The organism is Enterobacter cloacae complex sp. IR5459 (assembly GCF_049238005.1).
GTDB classification, from domain to species: Bacteria; Pseudomonadota; Gammaproteobacteria; order Enterobacterales; family Enterobacteriaceae; genus Enterobacter; species Enterobacter hormaechei_C.
Genome location: NZ_JBMKIG010000001.1, coordinates 461,572 through 474,977 on the forward strand (window position 1 = coordinate 461,572; position 13,406 = coordinate 474,977).

13 protein-coding genes are annotated in these 13,406 nt (G+C 54.8%); 6 read left to right on the plus strand and 7 right to left on the minus strand.

Annotation, left to right across the window (positions count from 1 at the left end):
- The first annotated feature begins 24 nt into the window (after positions 1 to 24).
- Positions 25 to 831, plus strand: coding sequence for a tRNA cyclic N6-threonylcarbamoyladenosine(37) synthase TcdA (tcdA, locus tag ACOTX4_RS02230; protein WP_047654172.1), 807 nt, complete (start codon positions 25 to 27; stop codon positions 829 to 831).
- Here the strand turns inward: tcdA and csdE are convergent.
- Positions 822 to 1,268: a cysteine desulfurase sulfur acceptor subunit CsdE gene (gene csdE, locus ACOTX4_RS02235; RefSeq protein ID WP_003862762.1), complete on the minus strand. Its 447-nt coding sequence runs from the start codon at positions 1,266 to 1,268 to the stop codon at positions 822 to 824. The two genes, tcdA and csdE, sit on opposite strands and share 10 nt — an antisense overlap.
- Entirely contained in the window at positions 1,268 to 2,473 is a 1,206-nt protein-coding gene (gene csdA / locus ACOTX4_RS02240) for a cysteine desulfurase CsdA (protein WP_063937896.1), read from the minus strand. Before csdA ends, csdE begins: the two co-directional genes overlap by 1 nt.
- A 191-nt stretch (positions 2,474 to 2,664) precedes the next feature.
- On the opposite strand from csdA, the gene ACOTX4_RS02245 reads away from it, so the two are divergent.
- The 4 genes from ACOTX4_RS02245 (at position 2,665) to rlmM (ending at position 5,688) form a co-directional block, all read left to right on the plus strand.
- A complete protein-coding gene (locus tag ACOTX4_RS02245; RefSeq protein WP_003862759.1) occupies positions 2,665 to 2,892 on the plus strand; it encodes a YgdI/YgdR family lipoprotein in 228 nt (75 codons plus the stop codon).
- A gap of 350 nt (positions 2,893 to 3,242) precedes the next feature.
- Entirely contained in the window at positions 3,243 to 4,160 is a 918-nt protein-coding gene (gcvA, locus tag ACOTX4_RS02250; protein WP_003862758.1) for a glycine cleavage system transcriptional regulator GcvA, read from the plus strand.
- A 39-nt stretch (positions 4,161 to 4,199) separates the two neighbouring features.
- Positions 4,200 to 4,595 carry a DUF423 domain-containing protein gene (locus ACOTX4_RS02255; RefSeq protein ID WP_003862756.1) on the plus strand — a complete coding sequence of 132 codons (396 nt, stop codon included), beginning with the start codon at positions 4,200 to 4,202 and terminating at the stop codon, positions 4,593 to 4,595.
- Entirely contained in the window at positions 4,588 to 5,688 is a 1,101-nt protein-coding gene (gene rlmM, locus ACOTX4_RS02260) for a 23S rRNA (cytidine(2498)-2'-O)-methyltransferase RlmM (protein WP_003862754.1), read from the plus strand. Before ACOTX4_RS02255 ends, rlmM begins: the two co-directional genes overlap by 8 nt.
- 57 nt (positions 5,689 to 5,745) lie before the next feature.
- Here rlmM and xni read toward each other — a convergent pair whose 3' ends face one another.
- The 5 genes from xni to queF all read right to left on the minus strand — a co-directional run bounded on the left by xni (position 5,746) and on the right by queF (position 12,161).
- The gene (xni, locus tag ACOTX4_RS02265; RefSeq protein ID WP_003862753.1) at positions 5,746 to 6,501 is read right to left on the minus strand and encodes a flap endonuclease Xni; all 756 of its coding nucleotides are present in this window, start codon (positions 6,499 to 6,501) and stop codon (positions 5,746 to 5,748) included.
- A 112-nt stretch (positions 6,502 to 6,613) separates the two neighbouring features.
- On the minus strand, positions 6,614 to 7,981 hold the full coding sequence (locus ACOTX4_RS02270; RefSeq protein WP_003862751.1) for an L-serine ammonia-lyase: 1,368 nt from the start codon (positions 7,979 to 7,981) through the stop codon (positions 6,614 to 6,616).
- A gap of 62 nt (positions 7,982 to 8,043) precedes the next feature.
- A complete protein-coding gene (locus ACOTX4_RS02275) occupies positions 8,044 to 9,333 on the minus strand; it encodes an HAAAP family serine/threonine permease (RefSeq protein WP_003862749.1) in 1,290 nt (429 codons plus the stop codon).
- 504 nt (positions 9,334 to 9,837) lie between these two features.
- Complete coding sequence (ppnN, locus tag ACOTX4_RS02280) at positions 9,838 to 11,202, minus strand: nucleotide 5'-monophosphate nucleosidase PpnN (protein ID WP_003862748.1); 1,365 nt, start codon at positions 11,200 to 11,202, stop codon at positions 9,838 to 9,840.
- 116 nt (positions 11,203 to 11,318) lie between these two features.
- Positions 11,319 to 12,161, minus strand: a complete 843-nt coding sequence (gene queF / locus ACOTX4_RS02285; protein WP_023323687.1) for an NADPH-dependent 7-cyano-7-deazaguanine reductase QueF — start codon at positions 12,159 to 12,161, stop codon at positions 11,319 to 11,321.
- 69 nt (positions 12,162 to 12,230) lie between these two features.
- Here queF and syd point away from each other — a divergent pair, with 69 nt between their 5' ends.
- Positions 12,231 to 12,776, plus strand: a complete 546-nt coding sequence (gene syd, locus ACOTX4_RS02290) for a SecY-interacting protein (protein WP_003862744.1) — start codon at positions 12,231 to 12,233, stop codon at positions 12,774 to 12,776.
- Positions 12,777 to 13,406 lie beyond the last annotated feature (630 nt).

Below are 13,406 nucleotides of genomic sequence, written 5' to 3' on the forward strand. Positions count from 1 at the left end.
CACCCTTTTTACATCTGAGGTTTTATGTCTGTGGTAATCAGCGATGCCTGGCGCCAGCGTTTCGGCGGCACGGCACGGTTATATGGTGAAAAAGCCCTGCAACTGTTCGCGGATGCGCATGTCTGCGTGGTGGGCATTGGTGGCGTGGGTTCGTGGGCGGCAGAAGCGCTGGCAAGAACCGGCATTGGCGCAATTACGTTGATTGATATGGATGATGTCTGCGTCACTAACACTAACCGTCAGATCCACGCCCTGCGTGATAACGTCGGTCTGGCGAAGTCCGAGGTGATGGCGGAGCGTATTCGTCTCATCAACCCGGAGTGCCGGGTGACGGTGATCGACGACTTTGTGACGGTAGATAACGTCGCGGGGTACATGAGCAGAGGCTATAGCTATGTGATTGACGCCATCGACAGCGTGCGGCCAAAAGCGGCGCTGATCGCTTACTGTCGTCGTTACAAGGTGCCGCTGGTCACGACCGGCGGCGCGGGCGGGCAAATCGATCCGACGCAGATCCAGGTGGCGGATCTGGCGAAAACCATTCAGGATCCGCTGGCTGCCAAGCTGCGTGAACGCCTGAAGAGCGACTTCAATGTGGTGAAGAACAGCAAGGGCAAGCTGGGCGTCGACTGCGTGTTCTCCACCGAAGCGCTGGTCTACCCGCAGGCGGATGGTTCAGTTTGTGCGATGAAAAGCACGGCGGAAGGGCCAAAGCGGATGGATTGTGCCTCTGGGTTTGGAGCGGCCACCATGGTGACCGCCTCCTTCGGCTTTGTGGCGGTCTCTCACGCCCTGAAGAAGATGATGGCGAAGGCGGAACGTCAGGCCTGAGCCTGACGGGCGGCATCCAGCACCGCGTCGTTTAGCGCAATCAGTCCCTGACCGCGCGAGGCGCTAAGCTGCGCGCGAAGCCCCAGCTCATCAAACAGCGCCAGCGGAGAATGCGCCAGCAGCTCTGCGGCGCTTTTCCCTTCGATTGCGGTCAACAGCACCGCCAGCAGACCGCGAACAATGCGTCCCTCGCTGTCGCCGAAGAAATGCAGTTTCTCACCGGATACGCTAAACCCAAGCCAGACGCGGTTCTCGCAGCCTGCGATCTCCTTCGCCTGTAATTTCAGCTCGTCTGACAGTGCAGGCAACTGTTTGCCCAGCAGGATCAGCTGACGATATTTATCTTCCCACTGCGTGAGCGGGACAAAGGTCTGTTTTAACGTCTCTTCAGTAATAACGGTGCCGAACGGGTGTCCGGCTAAAGCTGAACTTGTCATTAATCCACCAGTAATTCCAGGGCGCGGTCGACGGCGGAAACCAGCGCATCGACGTCACTTTTTGTATTGTACGGTGCAAACGAGGCGCGCAGAGTACCGCTCACGCCAATAGCCGCCAGCAGCGGCTGGGCGCAGTGCTGTCCGGCACGCAGGGCAATGCCGTATCCGGCAAGTAGCGTTACCATGTCGCTATGGTGCACGCCCGCGAAATCAAAGGCGAGCAGGCTGGAGTCCTGCACGCGGAACGAGCGAAAACCCGGACGTTTTTTCAGTTCTTCTTCCGCCAGCGTCGCCAGACCTCGGCTCCAGCTTTCAGCCTGAACCACGTCCGTTTCTGTGAGCCATTCGAGCGCCGCGCTCAGGCCAATAACCCCGGCCACGTTCGGTGTACCGGCTTCCAGGCGGTAGGGCACATCCTGCGTTTTAAAACCGTCGAAGGTGACTTCGGTAATCATCTTGCCGCCGCCGAGCCACGGCGTCATCCGGGCCAGCAGTACAGGTTTGCCGTACAGCGCGCCGATACCGGTTGGCCCGTACAATTTGTGCCCTGAGAAGGCATAGAAGTCGATATCCAGCGCCTGCACATCAGCCGGAAAATGCACCACACCCTGCGCACCGTCGACCATCACCACCACGCCGCTGGCATGGGCAATCTCAATGGCACGCGCCAGATCCGGACAGCCGCCGGTGACGTTGGACATCTGCCCCAGCGCCAGAATACGGCTGCGCGGCGTAATCAGCTCAGGCAGACGCGCCACGTCAGGCAGGAAGTCCGCACCCAACGGGAGCTTTACAACCTGTGCCCCGGTTTGTTCGGCCACCATCAGCCAGGGCACCAGGTTGGCGTGGTGTTCCGCCTCGCTGACGATGATCTCATCCCCGGGCTGCAACAGCGGACGCGCGTAACATTGCGCAACCATGTTAATGGCCTCGGTGGTGCCCCGCGTCCAGACGATGTTCTTACCGCTGTCAGCATTGATCAGGCGCGCGACCTGATCCCGTGCGGCTTCGTATTGCGCCGTTAAGCGCTGCGCGTCGGCATACTGGCTGCGGTGCACGTTCCCGGCGCTCAGGCTGTAAAACTGGCGGGTTGCCTCAATCACCGCCTGCGGTTTAAGGGCCGTGGCAGCGCTATCAAGATAAATGCCGGCATCGGCCAGCGCGGGAAACTGTGCGCGAAACTGCGCAGGACTGAAAGCGTTCATGGAATTCCTCATATCGATTCTACGATCGTCGCGCAAATTCATCGGCAGGGCAAGGAAGTTGATATCTATCAGATTTGTCTGCTTATCCTGGCGAGTCTGAAAAAGCAGGTTATGCTAAATAGTGTTAGGCGGATGTTTTAGCCTGTTATAAATCGAGGTTTGAATAGCATTAATTGCTAAAGGAGATAATCATGAAAAAGACAGCTGCAATCATTTCTGCCTGTGCGTTGACCTTTGCCCTGAGCGCCTGTTCTGGAAATAACTACGTAATGCATACCAACGATGGTCGATCTATCGTCTCTGAAGGGAAACCGACAACCGATAATGATACCGGGATGATTTCATACAAAGATGCTAACGGGAACAAACAGCAGATCAATCGCACTGACGTGAAAGAGATGAAGGAAATCGAGCATTAACAGTTAGATAAGCGAAAAAAAAGCACCGCAAGTTGGCGGTGCTACATTAATCACTATGGACAGACAGGGTAAATGTACAGGAAGTGAAAAATTGGTAGCGTTGCTACCGTGGTCTGAATCGCAGACCAATTGCAAACACAACAACACAACATCACAACCGTAAGCCAAAAGCCCTTCAGAACACGCATTCCAAAAAAAGCTTTTCGTTCCGGCTCAGGAAGTGCCGCCACTATAGGTATTTGCTGGTAGTTCCTCAACGGACAAATTATAATGGCTCAGATAAAAAAAACTAATAGGTTAAACGTTGTTTCCTATATGTTAAATCTCGTTAACATCTAAGCCAGATAACCATGTCCAAGCGATTGCCACCCCTTAATGCATTACGTGTTTTTGATGCAGCAGCACGCCACCTCAGCTTCACCCGCGCAGCCGATGAGCTTTTTGTGACACAGGCCGCAGTAAGTCATCAAATCAAGTCTCTGGAGGATTTTCTGGGGCTTAAGCTGTTCCGTCGACGCAACCGTTCGTTGCTGTTGACCGAAGAGGGGCAGAGCTATTTTCAGGATATTAAAGAGATTTTTTCCCAGCTGACGGAAGCCACTCGCAAGCTTCAGGCCCGGAGCGCAAAAGGCGCCCTGACTGTGAGTTTATTGCCCAGTTTTGCCATTCAGTGGCTGGTGCCGCGACTCTCAAGCTTTAACTCAACTTATCCGGGAATCGATGTCCGAATCCAGGCGGTGGACCGTCAGGAAGACAAGCTTGCAGATGATGTGGACGTGGCGATTTTTTACGGTCGCGGTAACTGGCCGGGCTTGCGTGTGGAAAAATTATACGCAGAATATCTGTTGCCGGTCTGTTCACCGCTGCTGCTGACGGGGGATAAAGCGCTCAAAACGCCCGCCGATCTGGCGCAACATACGCTTTTGCACGATGCGTCGCGTCGCGACTGGCAAACTTATACCCGCCAGTTAGGTCTTAATCATATAAACGTGCAGCAGGGGCCCATTTTTAGCCACAGCGCGATGGTGCTACAGGCTGCCATTCACGGGCAGGGCGTGGCGTTGGCAAACAACGTTATGGCGCAGTCCGAAATTGAGGCAGGCCGTCTGGTTTGCCCATTTAACGATGTACTGGTCAGCAAGAATGCATTTTATCTGGTTTGTCATGACAGTCAGGCAGAACTGGGTAAAATAGCCGCTTTCCGGCAGTGGATACTGGCGAAAGCGGCAAGCGAGCAAGAAAAATTCCGCTTCAGGTATGAACAATAACGTTTGTGTGCCGGGCACGCATCAATTCAGGACTTAAACATGACCAGCCGATTCATGCTGATTTTCGCCGCGGTGAGTGGCTTTATTTTTGTAGCTCTGGGCGCGTTTGGCGCGCATGTCTTAAGCAAATCTCTGGGCGTTGTGGAGATGGGGTGGATCCAGACCGGCCTTGAATATCAGGCGTTCCACACGCTGGCAATTTTTGGGCTGGCGGTGGCGATGCAGCGCCGCATCAGCATCTGGTTTTACTGGAGCAGCGTCTTTCTGGCGCTGGGTACCGTACTGTTCAGCGGCAGTCTTTACTGTCTGGCGCTGTCGCATTTACGCCTGTGGGCGTTTGTTACACCTGTCGGCGGCGTCAGCTTCCTGGCGGGTTGGGTGTTAATGTTTATCGGAGCTATCCGTCTGAAACGCAAGGGCGTTGTTCATGAATAAGGTTGTTTTATATTGTCGCCCGGGGTTTGAGAAAGAGTGCGCCGCGGAAATCACCGATAAAGCGGCGAAGCGTGAAGTCTTTGGATTCGCTCGCGTCAAAGAGAACGCGGGCTATGTGGTATTTGAATGCTATCAGCCTGATGATGCCGACAAGCTGGCGCGCGAACTGCCGTTCAGCTCATTGATTTTCGCCCGTCAGATGTTTGTCGCGGGTGAACTGCTGAAAGATCTTCCGCCGGAAGATCGCATCACGCCGATTGTTGGCCTGTTGCAGGGCGTGGTGGAGAAGGGCGGCGATTTGCGCGTGGAAGTGGCCGACACCAACGAAAGCAAAGAGCTGATGAAGTTCTGCCGTAAGTTCACCGTGCCGCTGCGCGCGGCGCTGCGTGATGCGGGTGTGCTGACAAACTACGAAACGCCAAAGCGCCCAGTCGTGCATATCTTCTTTATTGCGCCAGGATGTTGTTACGCAGGCTACTCGTATACCACCAATAACTCGCCGTTCTTTATGGGGATCCCGCGTCTGCGCTTCCCGGCAGATGCGCCGAGCCGTTCAACCCTCAAGCTGGAGGAGGCGTTTCACGTCTTTATCCCGGCGGACGAGTGGGACGAACGGCTGGCAAACGGCATGTATGCCGTCGACCTTGGCGCGTGCCCGGGCGGCTGGACCTATCAGCTGGTGAAACGCAACATGTGGGTATCGTCCGTTGATAACGGCCCAATGGCGCAAAGCCTGATGGACACCGGACAGGTCACCTGGCTGCGTGAAGACGGTTTCCGCTATCGCCCGAACCGCAACAACATCTCCTGGATGGTGTGCGACATGGTTGAGAAACCGGCGAAAGTGGCCGCGCTGATGGCCTCCTGGCTGGTGAACGGCTGGTGTCGCGAGACCATTTTCAACCTCAAGCTGCCGATGAAAAAGCGCTATGAGGAGGTGTCGCAGAACCTGGCCTACATTCAGCAGCAGCTGGATGAACACGGGATTAACGCGGAAATCCAGGCGCGTCAGCTTTATCACGACCGCGAAGAAGTGACGGTGCATATCCGTCGCTGGTGGGCGGCCGTGGGGGGGCGTCGCGACGAGCGATAACGTTTGTAACGCCCGGTGGCGCTGCGCTTACCGGGCCTACAAAATCGTGTAGTTGTTTTAACGCTCTAACCTTAACTGCTGTAAATTCCCGTCCAGTTGTAAATCCGTCTGTAGCGTCGCCACCTCCCGGCAGATAAACGCCATTTCTTTATGCGCCTCCAGCTTTTTGCGCCATTTATCCGGCACCTCGTTCAGCCGGGCGTACATCCCTTCCAGACTCTGAAACTCCGTCAGCAGCTGTGCGGCGCTTTTGGGTCCAATACCGGCGACACCCGGCACTTTAGAGCTGCTGATCCCCGCCAGCCCCCAGTAATCCGGCAGTTGCTCAGGCGATACGCCAAACTCGCTGGCAATGAACGGCGCGTCCAGCCAGCGTTTTTGAAAATAGTCGCGAATACGGATAGTGGGGGAGAGCAGCTGGCAGTAGCCTTTGTCGGTTGAAACGATAGTCGCCTGATGTCCGGCGCTCGCGACTTTAACCGCCAGCGTTGCGGCTAAATCGTCAGCCTCATTACCGTGGGCGCCCCAGCACGGAACGCCGCGCTGCTCAAAGGCCGCGCGGATAGCGGGCATTTCTGCGTGCAGATCGTCCGGCATCGGCGCACGCCCGGCTTTGTAGTCCGGCAGGCGCTGGTGCCGCCAGCCCGTGTTGCGGGCTTCGTCATCAAAAACCGCGACCGCATGGGTGGGTTCACTGTGGCGGATAAGCTGCTCCAGCGCGTGTAAACAGGTGTCCTTGCAGGGTGTGCCCTGTACCGCATGAATACGGCGAATCAGGTTAAGAGCATCGACGATAAGCAAATGAACGGCCACAGATAATCTCCCTTCTGTCTAATGGGTGAAGGGTAACACTGAGCGCAGCATGAAACTATGAATGGTGGGGAAAACAGGAAGAAGCCTCGCAAAACGAGGCTTCCTGAGAGGCTTAATCGCAGGTGACGATCTTCATCGCCAGGCCACCGCGGGAGGTTTCGCGGTATTTGGCGTTCATATCTTTGCCGGTTTCGTACATGGTTTCGATAACCTTGTCGAGGCAGACGCGCGGTTCGCTGGTACGACGCAGCGCCATACGGGCCGCGTTCACTGCTTTCACCGAGGCGATGGCGTTACGTTCGATGCATGGCACCTGGACCTGTCCGCCGACCGGATCGCAGGTCAGCCCCAGGTTATGTTCCATGCCGATTTCCGCCGCGATACAAACCTGCGCAGGGCTTGCGCCCAGCAATTCGGCCAGACCCGCCGCCGCCATAGAGCAGGCTACGCCCACTTCACCCTGACAGCCTACTTCCGCGCCAGAAATTGAGGCGTTCATCTTGTACAGTGAGCCAATCGCACTGGCGACCAGCAGGTAGCGTGCAAGTGAGTTTGCGTTCACTTCGCGGATAAACTTGTCGTAATACGCCAGGACCGCCGGAACAATGCCGCACGCCCCGTTGGTTGGTGCGGTGACGACGCGGCCGCCCGCGGCGTTCTCTTCGTTCACCGCCAGCGCGAACATGTTGATCCAGTCGACGACGGCCATCGGATCGGTGGTGGTTTTGTCGGCGCTGACCAGCATGCGGCGCAGCGCAGCCGCACGACGCGGAACACGCAGTTTACCCGGCAGCACGCCTTCGGTGGTGATCCCGCGCTCAATGCCGCTGCGCATTACTTCCCAGACGTTAGCGAAGTGCTGTTCCAGTTCCTCTTTGCTGTGCAGGGCCAGCTCGTTTTTCATCATCAGGCCGGAGAGAGAAAGCCCTGTCTCCTGGCAGTGACGCTGTAAGTCGGCCGCGTTTTTGTAAGGGTACGGCACATCAACAGCAGAATTGGTGCTTTGACCAAAATGGTCCTCGTCGACGATAAACCCGCCGCCGATGGAGTAATACGTCTGGCTGTAAACCGCTTTGTCGCCGGCCAGCGCGGTAATGCGCATGCCATTCTCGTGCAACGACAGGTTATCCGCATGGAAATTCATGCAGTGATCAACCGGGAATTCAACCTCATGCTCGCCGTTCGCCAGCAGCAAACGACCGTGGGTGTTCACGTCCTGGATAAAGCCAGGTATTGCATCAATATCAACGGTATCCGGCAGATTACCCGCCAGCCCCATGATAATGGCAATATCGGTATGGTGGCCTTTACCGGTCAGGGAAAGGGAACCATATACATCGACAACCACGCGGGTGATGTCGTGCAAAATGCCGCGTGCAATCAAGTCATCCGTGAATTGTTTACCGGCTTTCATTGGTCCGACGGTGTGAGAGCTGGAAGGACCAATACCGATTTTGAAGATATCGAATACGCTAATCATGATGCGTCCATTGCTTCAGTCAGAGGGGAGAAGTGCGCCGTCCGCAGACGGCGCAGGAGGTATTAGCTGAACAGCGAGTAGAAAATAGCGGAGATGGCAATCAGGCCCATCACAACAACGAACACGTTGCTGATATGGCCGCTGTATTTGCGCATCGCAGGCACTTTCTGAATCGCGTACATCGGCATCAGGAACAGGATCATCGCGATAATCGGGCCGCCCAGGGTTTCAATCATGCCCAGAATGCTTGGGTTCAGGGTGGCTACCGCCCAGGTGGTCACCAGCATGAACAGTGCAGTGATTTTGTTCAGACGGTTGATTTCAATGGTCTTGCCTTTACCACGCAGAGATTTAATCACCATGCCGTTGAAGCCTTCACGTGCGCCCAGGTAGTGGCCCAGGAAGGATTTGGTGATGGCGATAATCGCGATGATCGGCGCCATCCACGCAATCAGCGGTGCGTTAAAGTGGTTTGCCAGGTAAGACAGAATAGAGATGTTCTGCTCTTTCGCCGCCGCCAGATCCGCCGGGGAGAGGCTCAGCACGCAGCTGAACACGAAGAACATTACGGTCAGTACCATCATGATGTGCGCGCGAGCCAGGATGCTGGAGCACTTCTTCTCTGCGCCATTGCCGTACTCTTCACGCTTCGCTACTGCGAAGGAAGAGATGATTGGCGAGTGGTTGAAGGAGAATACCATCACCGGGATCGCCAGCCACAGGGTCAGCAGCAGACCGTTGCCGGTCGTGGATGCGCTGCTCAGAGACAGGGTTTCCAGCGCAGCGCCGTTCCACTGTGGGATCAGGTACAGAGCCAGCACCATCAGAGCCGCAACAAACGGGAACACCAGCACGCTCATCGCTTTCACAATCATCTGCTCGCCGAAGCGCACGATGGTCATCATACCGACGATCAGGATCAGGGACAGAATCGCACGCGGCGGCGGGGTCATCTGAAGCTGGTGCATCATAAAGCTTTCAACGGTGTTGGTGATAGCAACGCTGTACACCAGCAGAATCGGGTAAATCGCGAAGAAGTAGAGCAGGGTAATCAGCTTACCTGCGCCGACGCCGAAGTGTTCTTCAACGACTTCAGTGATGTCTTCGCCCGGATTTTTACCGGACAGCACGAAGCGGGTCAGGCCGCGGTGTGCAAAGAAGGTCATCGGGAAAGCGATGAGGGCCATGATGATCAGCGGGATCATACCGCCGACACCTGCGTTGATAGGAAGGAACAGTACACCAGCGCCGATTGCTGTGCCGTACAGGCCAAGCATCCACATGGTATCCGTTTTGCGCCAACCGCTTCGGGATTCAATCGAAGCAACGGTGCTGGTTTGAGTGGTTTCCATCTGTATCTCCTGGAGGAAGCAAATTGTCAGGTTTTTAGTCAAATCCGATGAAAAAGTGCCTGACGGTAATATGAAATTCGTTCAGTGACGGTTTTTTAATAATTTTTGCCCGTAACTATTGGCGGGCGGAAAGATACATTCTAGTTATGAATCTATCAGTGATCGCGATCCCAAATGCAATAATCCACTTGTGATGTGGGTATCTTTAGACCATTTATCTGTTAAAAAAACATCAAAGAGAATTTACGGGCGCGAAGGCTACCATTAACGACATGTTTTCGAAAAGGTCGACCCGCGAGATAGGTGTCTTTCGCTGTAAAGAAATGGGATTTTAGGATTTTCTGGCGGGTAATTTCGATTAAGGCTGATTATTTACGGTTTCAAAATCGAGGTAATCGTTTGCGCAGGCGTCAGATTTGTTAATAACATTGAAGATCGCTATGAATTGCATCACTAATAAAAAAGCCGGATGACGATCCGGCTTGAGAGGAGAGAAATGTCGCTTTACTTGATGATTTCGTAACACGGAATATAGGCAGAGCCTGGAAGCTTCATGCGGTGCTGAGCGACAAAGCCCTGCAACATGTCATCCATGCGGCGCATCATCTCCGGGTCACCGTGGATCTTATACGGCCCGAACTCTTCAATTGCGCGGATCCCTACCTCTTTCACGTTCCCCGCCACGATGCCAGAGAAGGCGCGACGCAGGTCGGCAGCCAGCACTTCCACCGGCTGATCCGGATAGAGTTTGAGGTTCGCCATGTTCTCATGCGACGGCTCGAAGGGTATCTGAAGATCCGGTGCGATACGGATGGACCAGTTAAAACTGTAGGCATCCCCGGTATCACGACGATTCTCTTTCACCAGCGGCATCGCTTTTTTCATCTGACGGGCCACTTCTGCGGCATCGTCAATAATAATGCGGTAGTGACGGCGCGCATCTTCGCCCAACGTATGCACGATAAACTCGTCCAGCACGCGGAAGTAGTCGGCGCTCTCTTTCGGGCCGGTCAGGATCAGCGGCAGAACCTGATCTTTGTTAGCCGGGTTCATCAGGATCCCCAGCAGATAAAGCAGCTCTTCCGCCGTGCCTACGCCGCCCGGGAAGATGATGATGCCGTGCGCGATACGGACAAACGCCTCAAGACGTTTTTCGATATCCGGCATAATAATCAGTTCGTTAACCAGCGGGTTAGGCGGCTCAGCGGCGATGATCGATGGCTCGGTCATGCCGATAAAACGGCCTTCTTTATAGCGCTGCTGTGCGTGTCCTACTGCCGCGCCTTTCATCGGCGCTTCCATCGCGCCAGGACCGCAACCGGTACAGATATTCAGTTCGCGCAGGCCGAGCTGCGTCCCTACGCGGCGGGCATACAGGTATTCGGTTTCGTTAATGGAGTGACCGCCCCAGCAGACGACCATGTTCGGCGCTTCGCCCACGTGCAGGGCACGGGCGTTACGCAGAATGGAGAAGACCAGGTTGGTGATATGAACGGAACTTTCCAGGTCAAGATGCTGGAAACGTCCGGCATTGCTGATCTGTCCGTTAACAAACAGAATGTCGCGCAGCACGGCAAACAGGTTGGCCTGAAGTGAGCGAATAATACGCCCGTCGACAAAAGCGTCTTCCGGCGGGTTGATCACTTCGAGCTTCACCCCGCGCTCGCGGCGCAGCACGTTGATATCAAAACTTTCGAAGCGGGACAGCAGCTCTTTACTGTTGTCGGTCAGGCTTCCGGAGTTCAGTACGGCAAGTGAACAGTTACGAAACAGTTGATAAAGGTCGCTACTGGCGGTGCGTTTAAGCATGTCCACTTCCAGTTGCGACAACATATCCATAGAGCCAAGCGGGCTAATATGTGTAATCAAGTGAGCTCCTTATGGGACGATTATCGTCTTTCCCTGTTGATTACAATAGCCCTGGCTTATGACGTTTCACAACACTTCGGGCGGAATACCGCCCGCATATTGTGAAAATATTTATCTTACTGGCGCACCAGCCGTCCGGTGGCAGGCACAAAATCGGTATTGGTGCGCCACGGGTTGATATCTAGGCCGCCGCGACGGGTGTAGCGGGCGTAAACGCTCAGCTTTTCGGGCTGGCAGAAACGCTGGATGTCGTTGAAGATGCGCTCCACGCACTGCTCGTGGAATTCGTTGTGATGACGGAATGACACCAGGTAACGCAGCAGCTTTTCACGGTCAATCTGCGGGCCGCGGTACTGGATCTGTACCGAGCCCCAGTCCGGCTGATGGGTGATAAGGCAGTTGGATTTCAGCAGATGGCTGACCAGCGTCTCGTTGACCACTTTTCCGCCCGCCGCGTTTTCCAGGTAGTCGCTGCTAAATTCATAGCTTTCCACCTCAATGTCCTGATCGTCGATGCAGGTGCCGTGGAAATGGGCGATGGGCTGACCTTCCAGCTCATGCAGACGGTATAACGAGACGGTTACGTTCCCCTGCGCGCACGCGCTTAAATCACGTTCAAGCGTCTGTTGCACCTCGTCCCAGCTGTTAAATTTGGTCTGGTTAAAGCTGTTGAGATAGAGCTTAAAGCTCTTGGATTCGACCAGGTTTACGCTGGCGTAATCCAGTTCAACGTGGCCCACGGCCACCTGCGGCAGACCGCGCGCATTCAGCCAGGAGAGTTCGTACAGCGTCCAGATGTCGCCGCCGACAAACGGCAGCGCGTCAGCGTGCAGCCCGAGCGGATCGCGGTTCAGACTACGCGGCACGCCCTGCAACAGGCTTGCATCGTAGGTGTCGCGGTAATCGGTCGATTTTCCCAGCGTTAAGCCCGTTAACGCCTGATGATTTTCGTAAGACATGTTTCATAGCCACTTTACAGGTACACTTATGGGCTGAGTTTATCCTGTCTTACAAGAAGAGAGAAATCGGTGGATATCGAAACTGCAAATGCCCTGACGTCCTTCACGACCCGCTATTGCGATGCCTGGCATGAAAAGCGGGGGACGTGGCCGCAAAGTACTGACTTATATGGCGTGCCGTCACCGTGCATTATCGCTTCGCAGGATGATTACGTTATCTGGCAACCGAAACCGTTCATGGGCGAGCAGAATGTAAATGCTGTTGAACGCGCGATGGACCTTGTGATACAACCTGCGCTTCATGCATTTTATACCACGCAGTTTGCCGGGGATATGACTGCATGTTTTGCAGGACAGCCGCTGACGCTGCTGCAAACCTGGAGCGAAGACGATCTGCAACGCGTTCAGGAAAACCTCATTGGTCACCTGGTCACGCAAAAACGGCTTAAGCTCTCTCCGACTCTCTTTATTGCGACGCTCGACAGTGAACTGGACGTCATTTCTGTCTGCAACCTGTCTGGCGAGGTCATTAAAGAGACGCTCGGCACCCGCAATCGCGACGTTCTCGCGCCTTCACTTGCGGATTTCCTTACCCGAATTGAGCCTCTTCTGTAATCCATGATGCTACTGGGCGTGTGAGAGATCTCTTACACGCGCTGTGAGACATCGCCGAAACAATTAGCATTGTCTTAGGAGTTTCAGATTAATATTAACTTCTCTTTCAATAAGTTAGTGGTTTTCTGAAAGGAAATCCCCCGTTTCGCCTGGCTTACATTGCTCACAAGGTGGGTTGTAAGACGAAGCAGAATAGCGGATTCTATCTGTGTCGACAGGATGCCGACACGAGAAACGAACATCAGGATGATGGCGTTTCTTACCAGGGACACGTCAGGATGACGCCGCAGGAAGGCTTCAGGATGAAGCAAAGTGGATCACGCAGGATGCGTAAGGGACACCTCCAGGAAGGAGAACGAGAGCCGGTCAGGATGGTCGGTGGGTCAGGATGGCCAGGACGTTTCAGGATGAAACCTACACATCAGGACGATGTGAGCAGGAAGCAAAAGGTAAAGGGATGACCAGGCCTTCGGGCATGAGGAAAAGTTGTCACGGATGAGCAGGGAGCACGTATTGTAGCTGGAATGCTGCGAAACGAACCGGGAGCACTGTTTTTACAGTGCTCCCTTTTTTATTTCTGTCTTCCGCAATGCTATGCTTCGCGCCATTCCGTTTTTCAGTTGAGGTATA

Coding starts and splice junctions, on each gene's coding strand:
- csdA (WP_063937896.1), bottom strand. CDS start 2,473: ATGAACGCTTTCAGTCCTGCGCAGTTTCGCGCACAGTTTCCCGCGCTG.
- ACOTX4_RS02255 (WP_003862756.1), top strand. CDS start 4,200: ATGACCAGCCGATTCATGCTGATTTTCGCCGCGGTGAGTGGCTTTATT.
- tcdA (WP_047654172.1), top strand. CDS start 25: ATGTCTGTGGTAATCAGCGATGCCTGGCGCCAGCGTTTCGGCGGCACG.
- gcvA (WP_003862758.1), top strand. CDS start 3,243: ATGTCCAAGCGATTGCCACCCCTTAATGCATTACGTGTTTTTGATGCA.
- ACOTX4_RS02245 (WP_003862759.1), top strand. CDS start 2,665: ATGAAAAAGACAGCTGCAATCATTTCTGCCTGTGCGTTGACCTTTGCC.
- csdE (WP_003862762.1), bottom strand. CDS start 1,268: ATGACAAGTTCAGCTTTAGCCGGACACCCGTTCGGCACCGTTATTACT.
- ACOTX4_RS02275 (WP_003862749.1), bottom strand. CDS start 9,333: ATGGAAACCACTCAAACCAGCACCGTTGCTTCGATTGAATCCCGAAGC.
- rlmM (WP_003862754.1), top strand. CDS start 4,588: ATGAATAAGGTTGTTTTATATTGTCGCCCGGGGTTTGAGAAAGAGTGC.
- queF (WP_023323687.1), bottom strand. CDS start 12,161: ATGTCTTACGAAAATCATCAGGCGTTAACGGGCTTAACGCTGGGAAAA.
- ACOTX4_RS02270 (WP_003862751.1), bottom strand. CDS start 7,981: ATGATTAGCGTATTCGATATCTTCAAAATCGGTATTGGTCCTTCCAGC.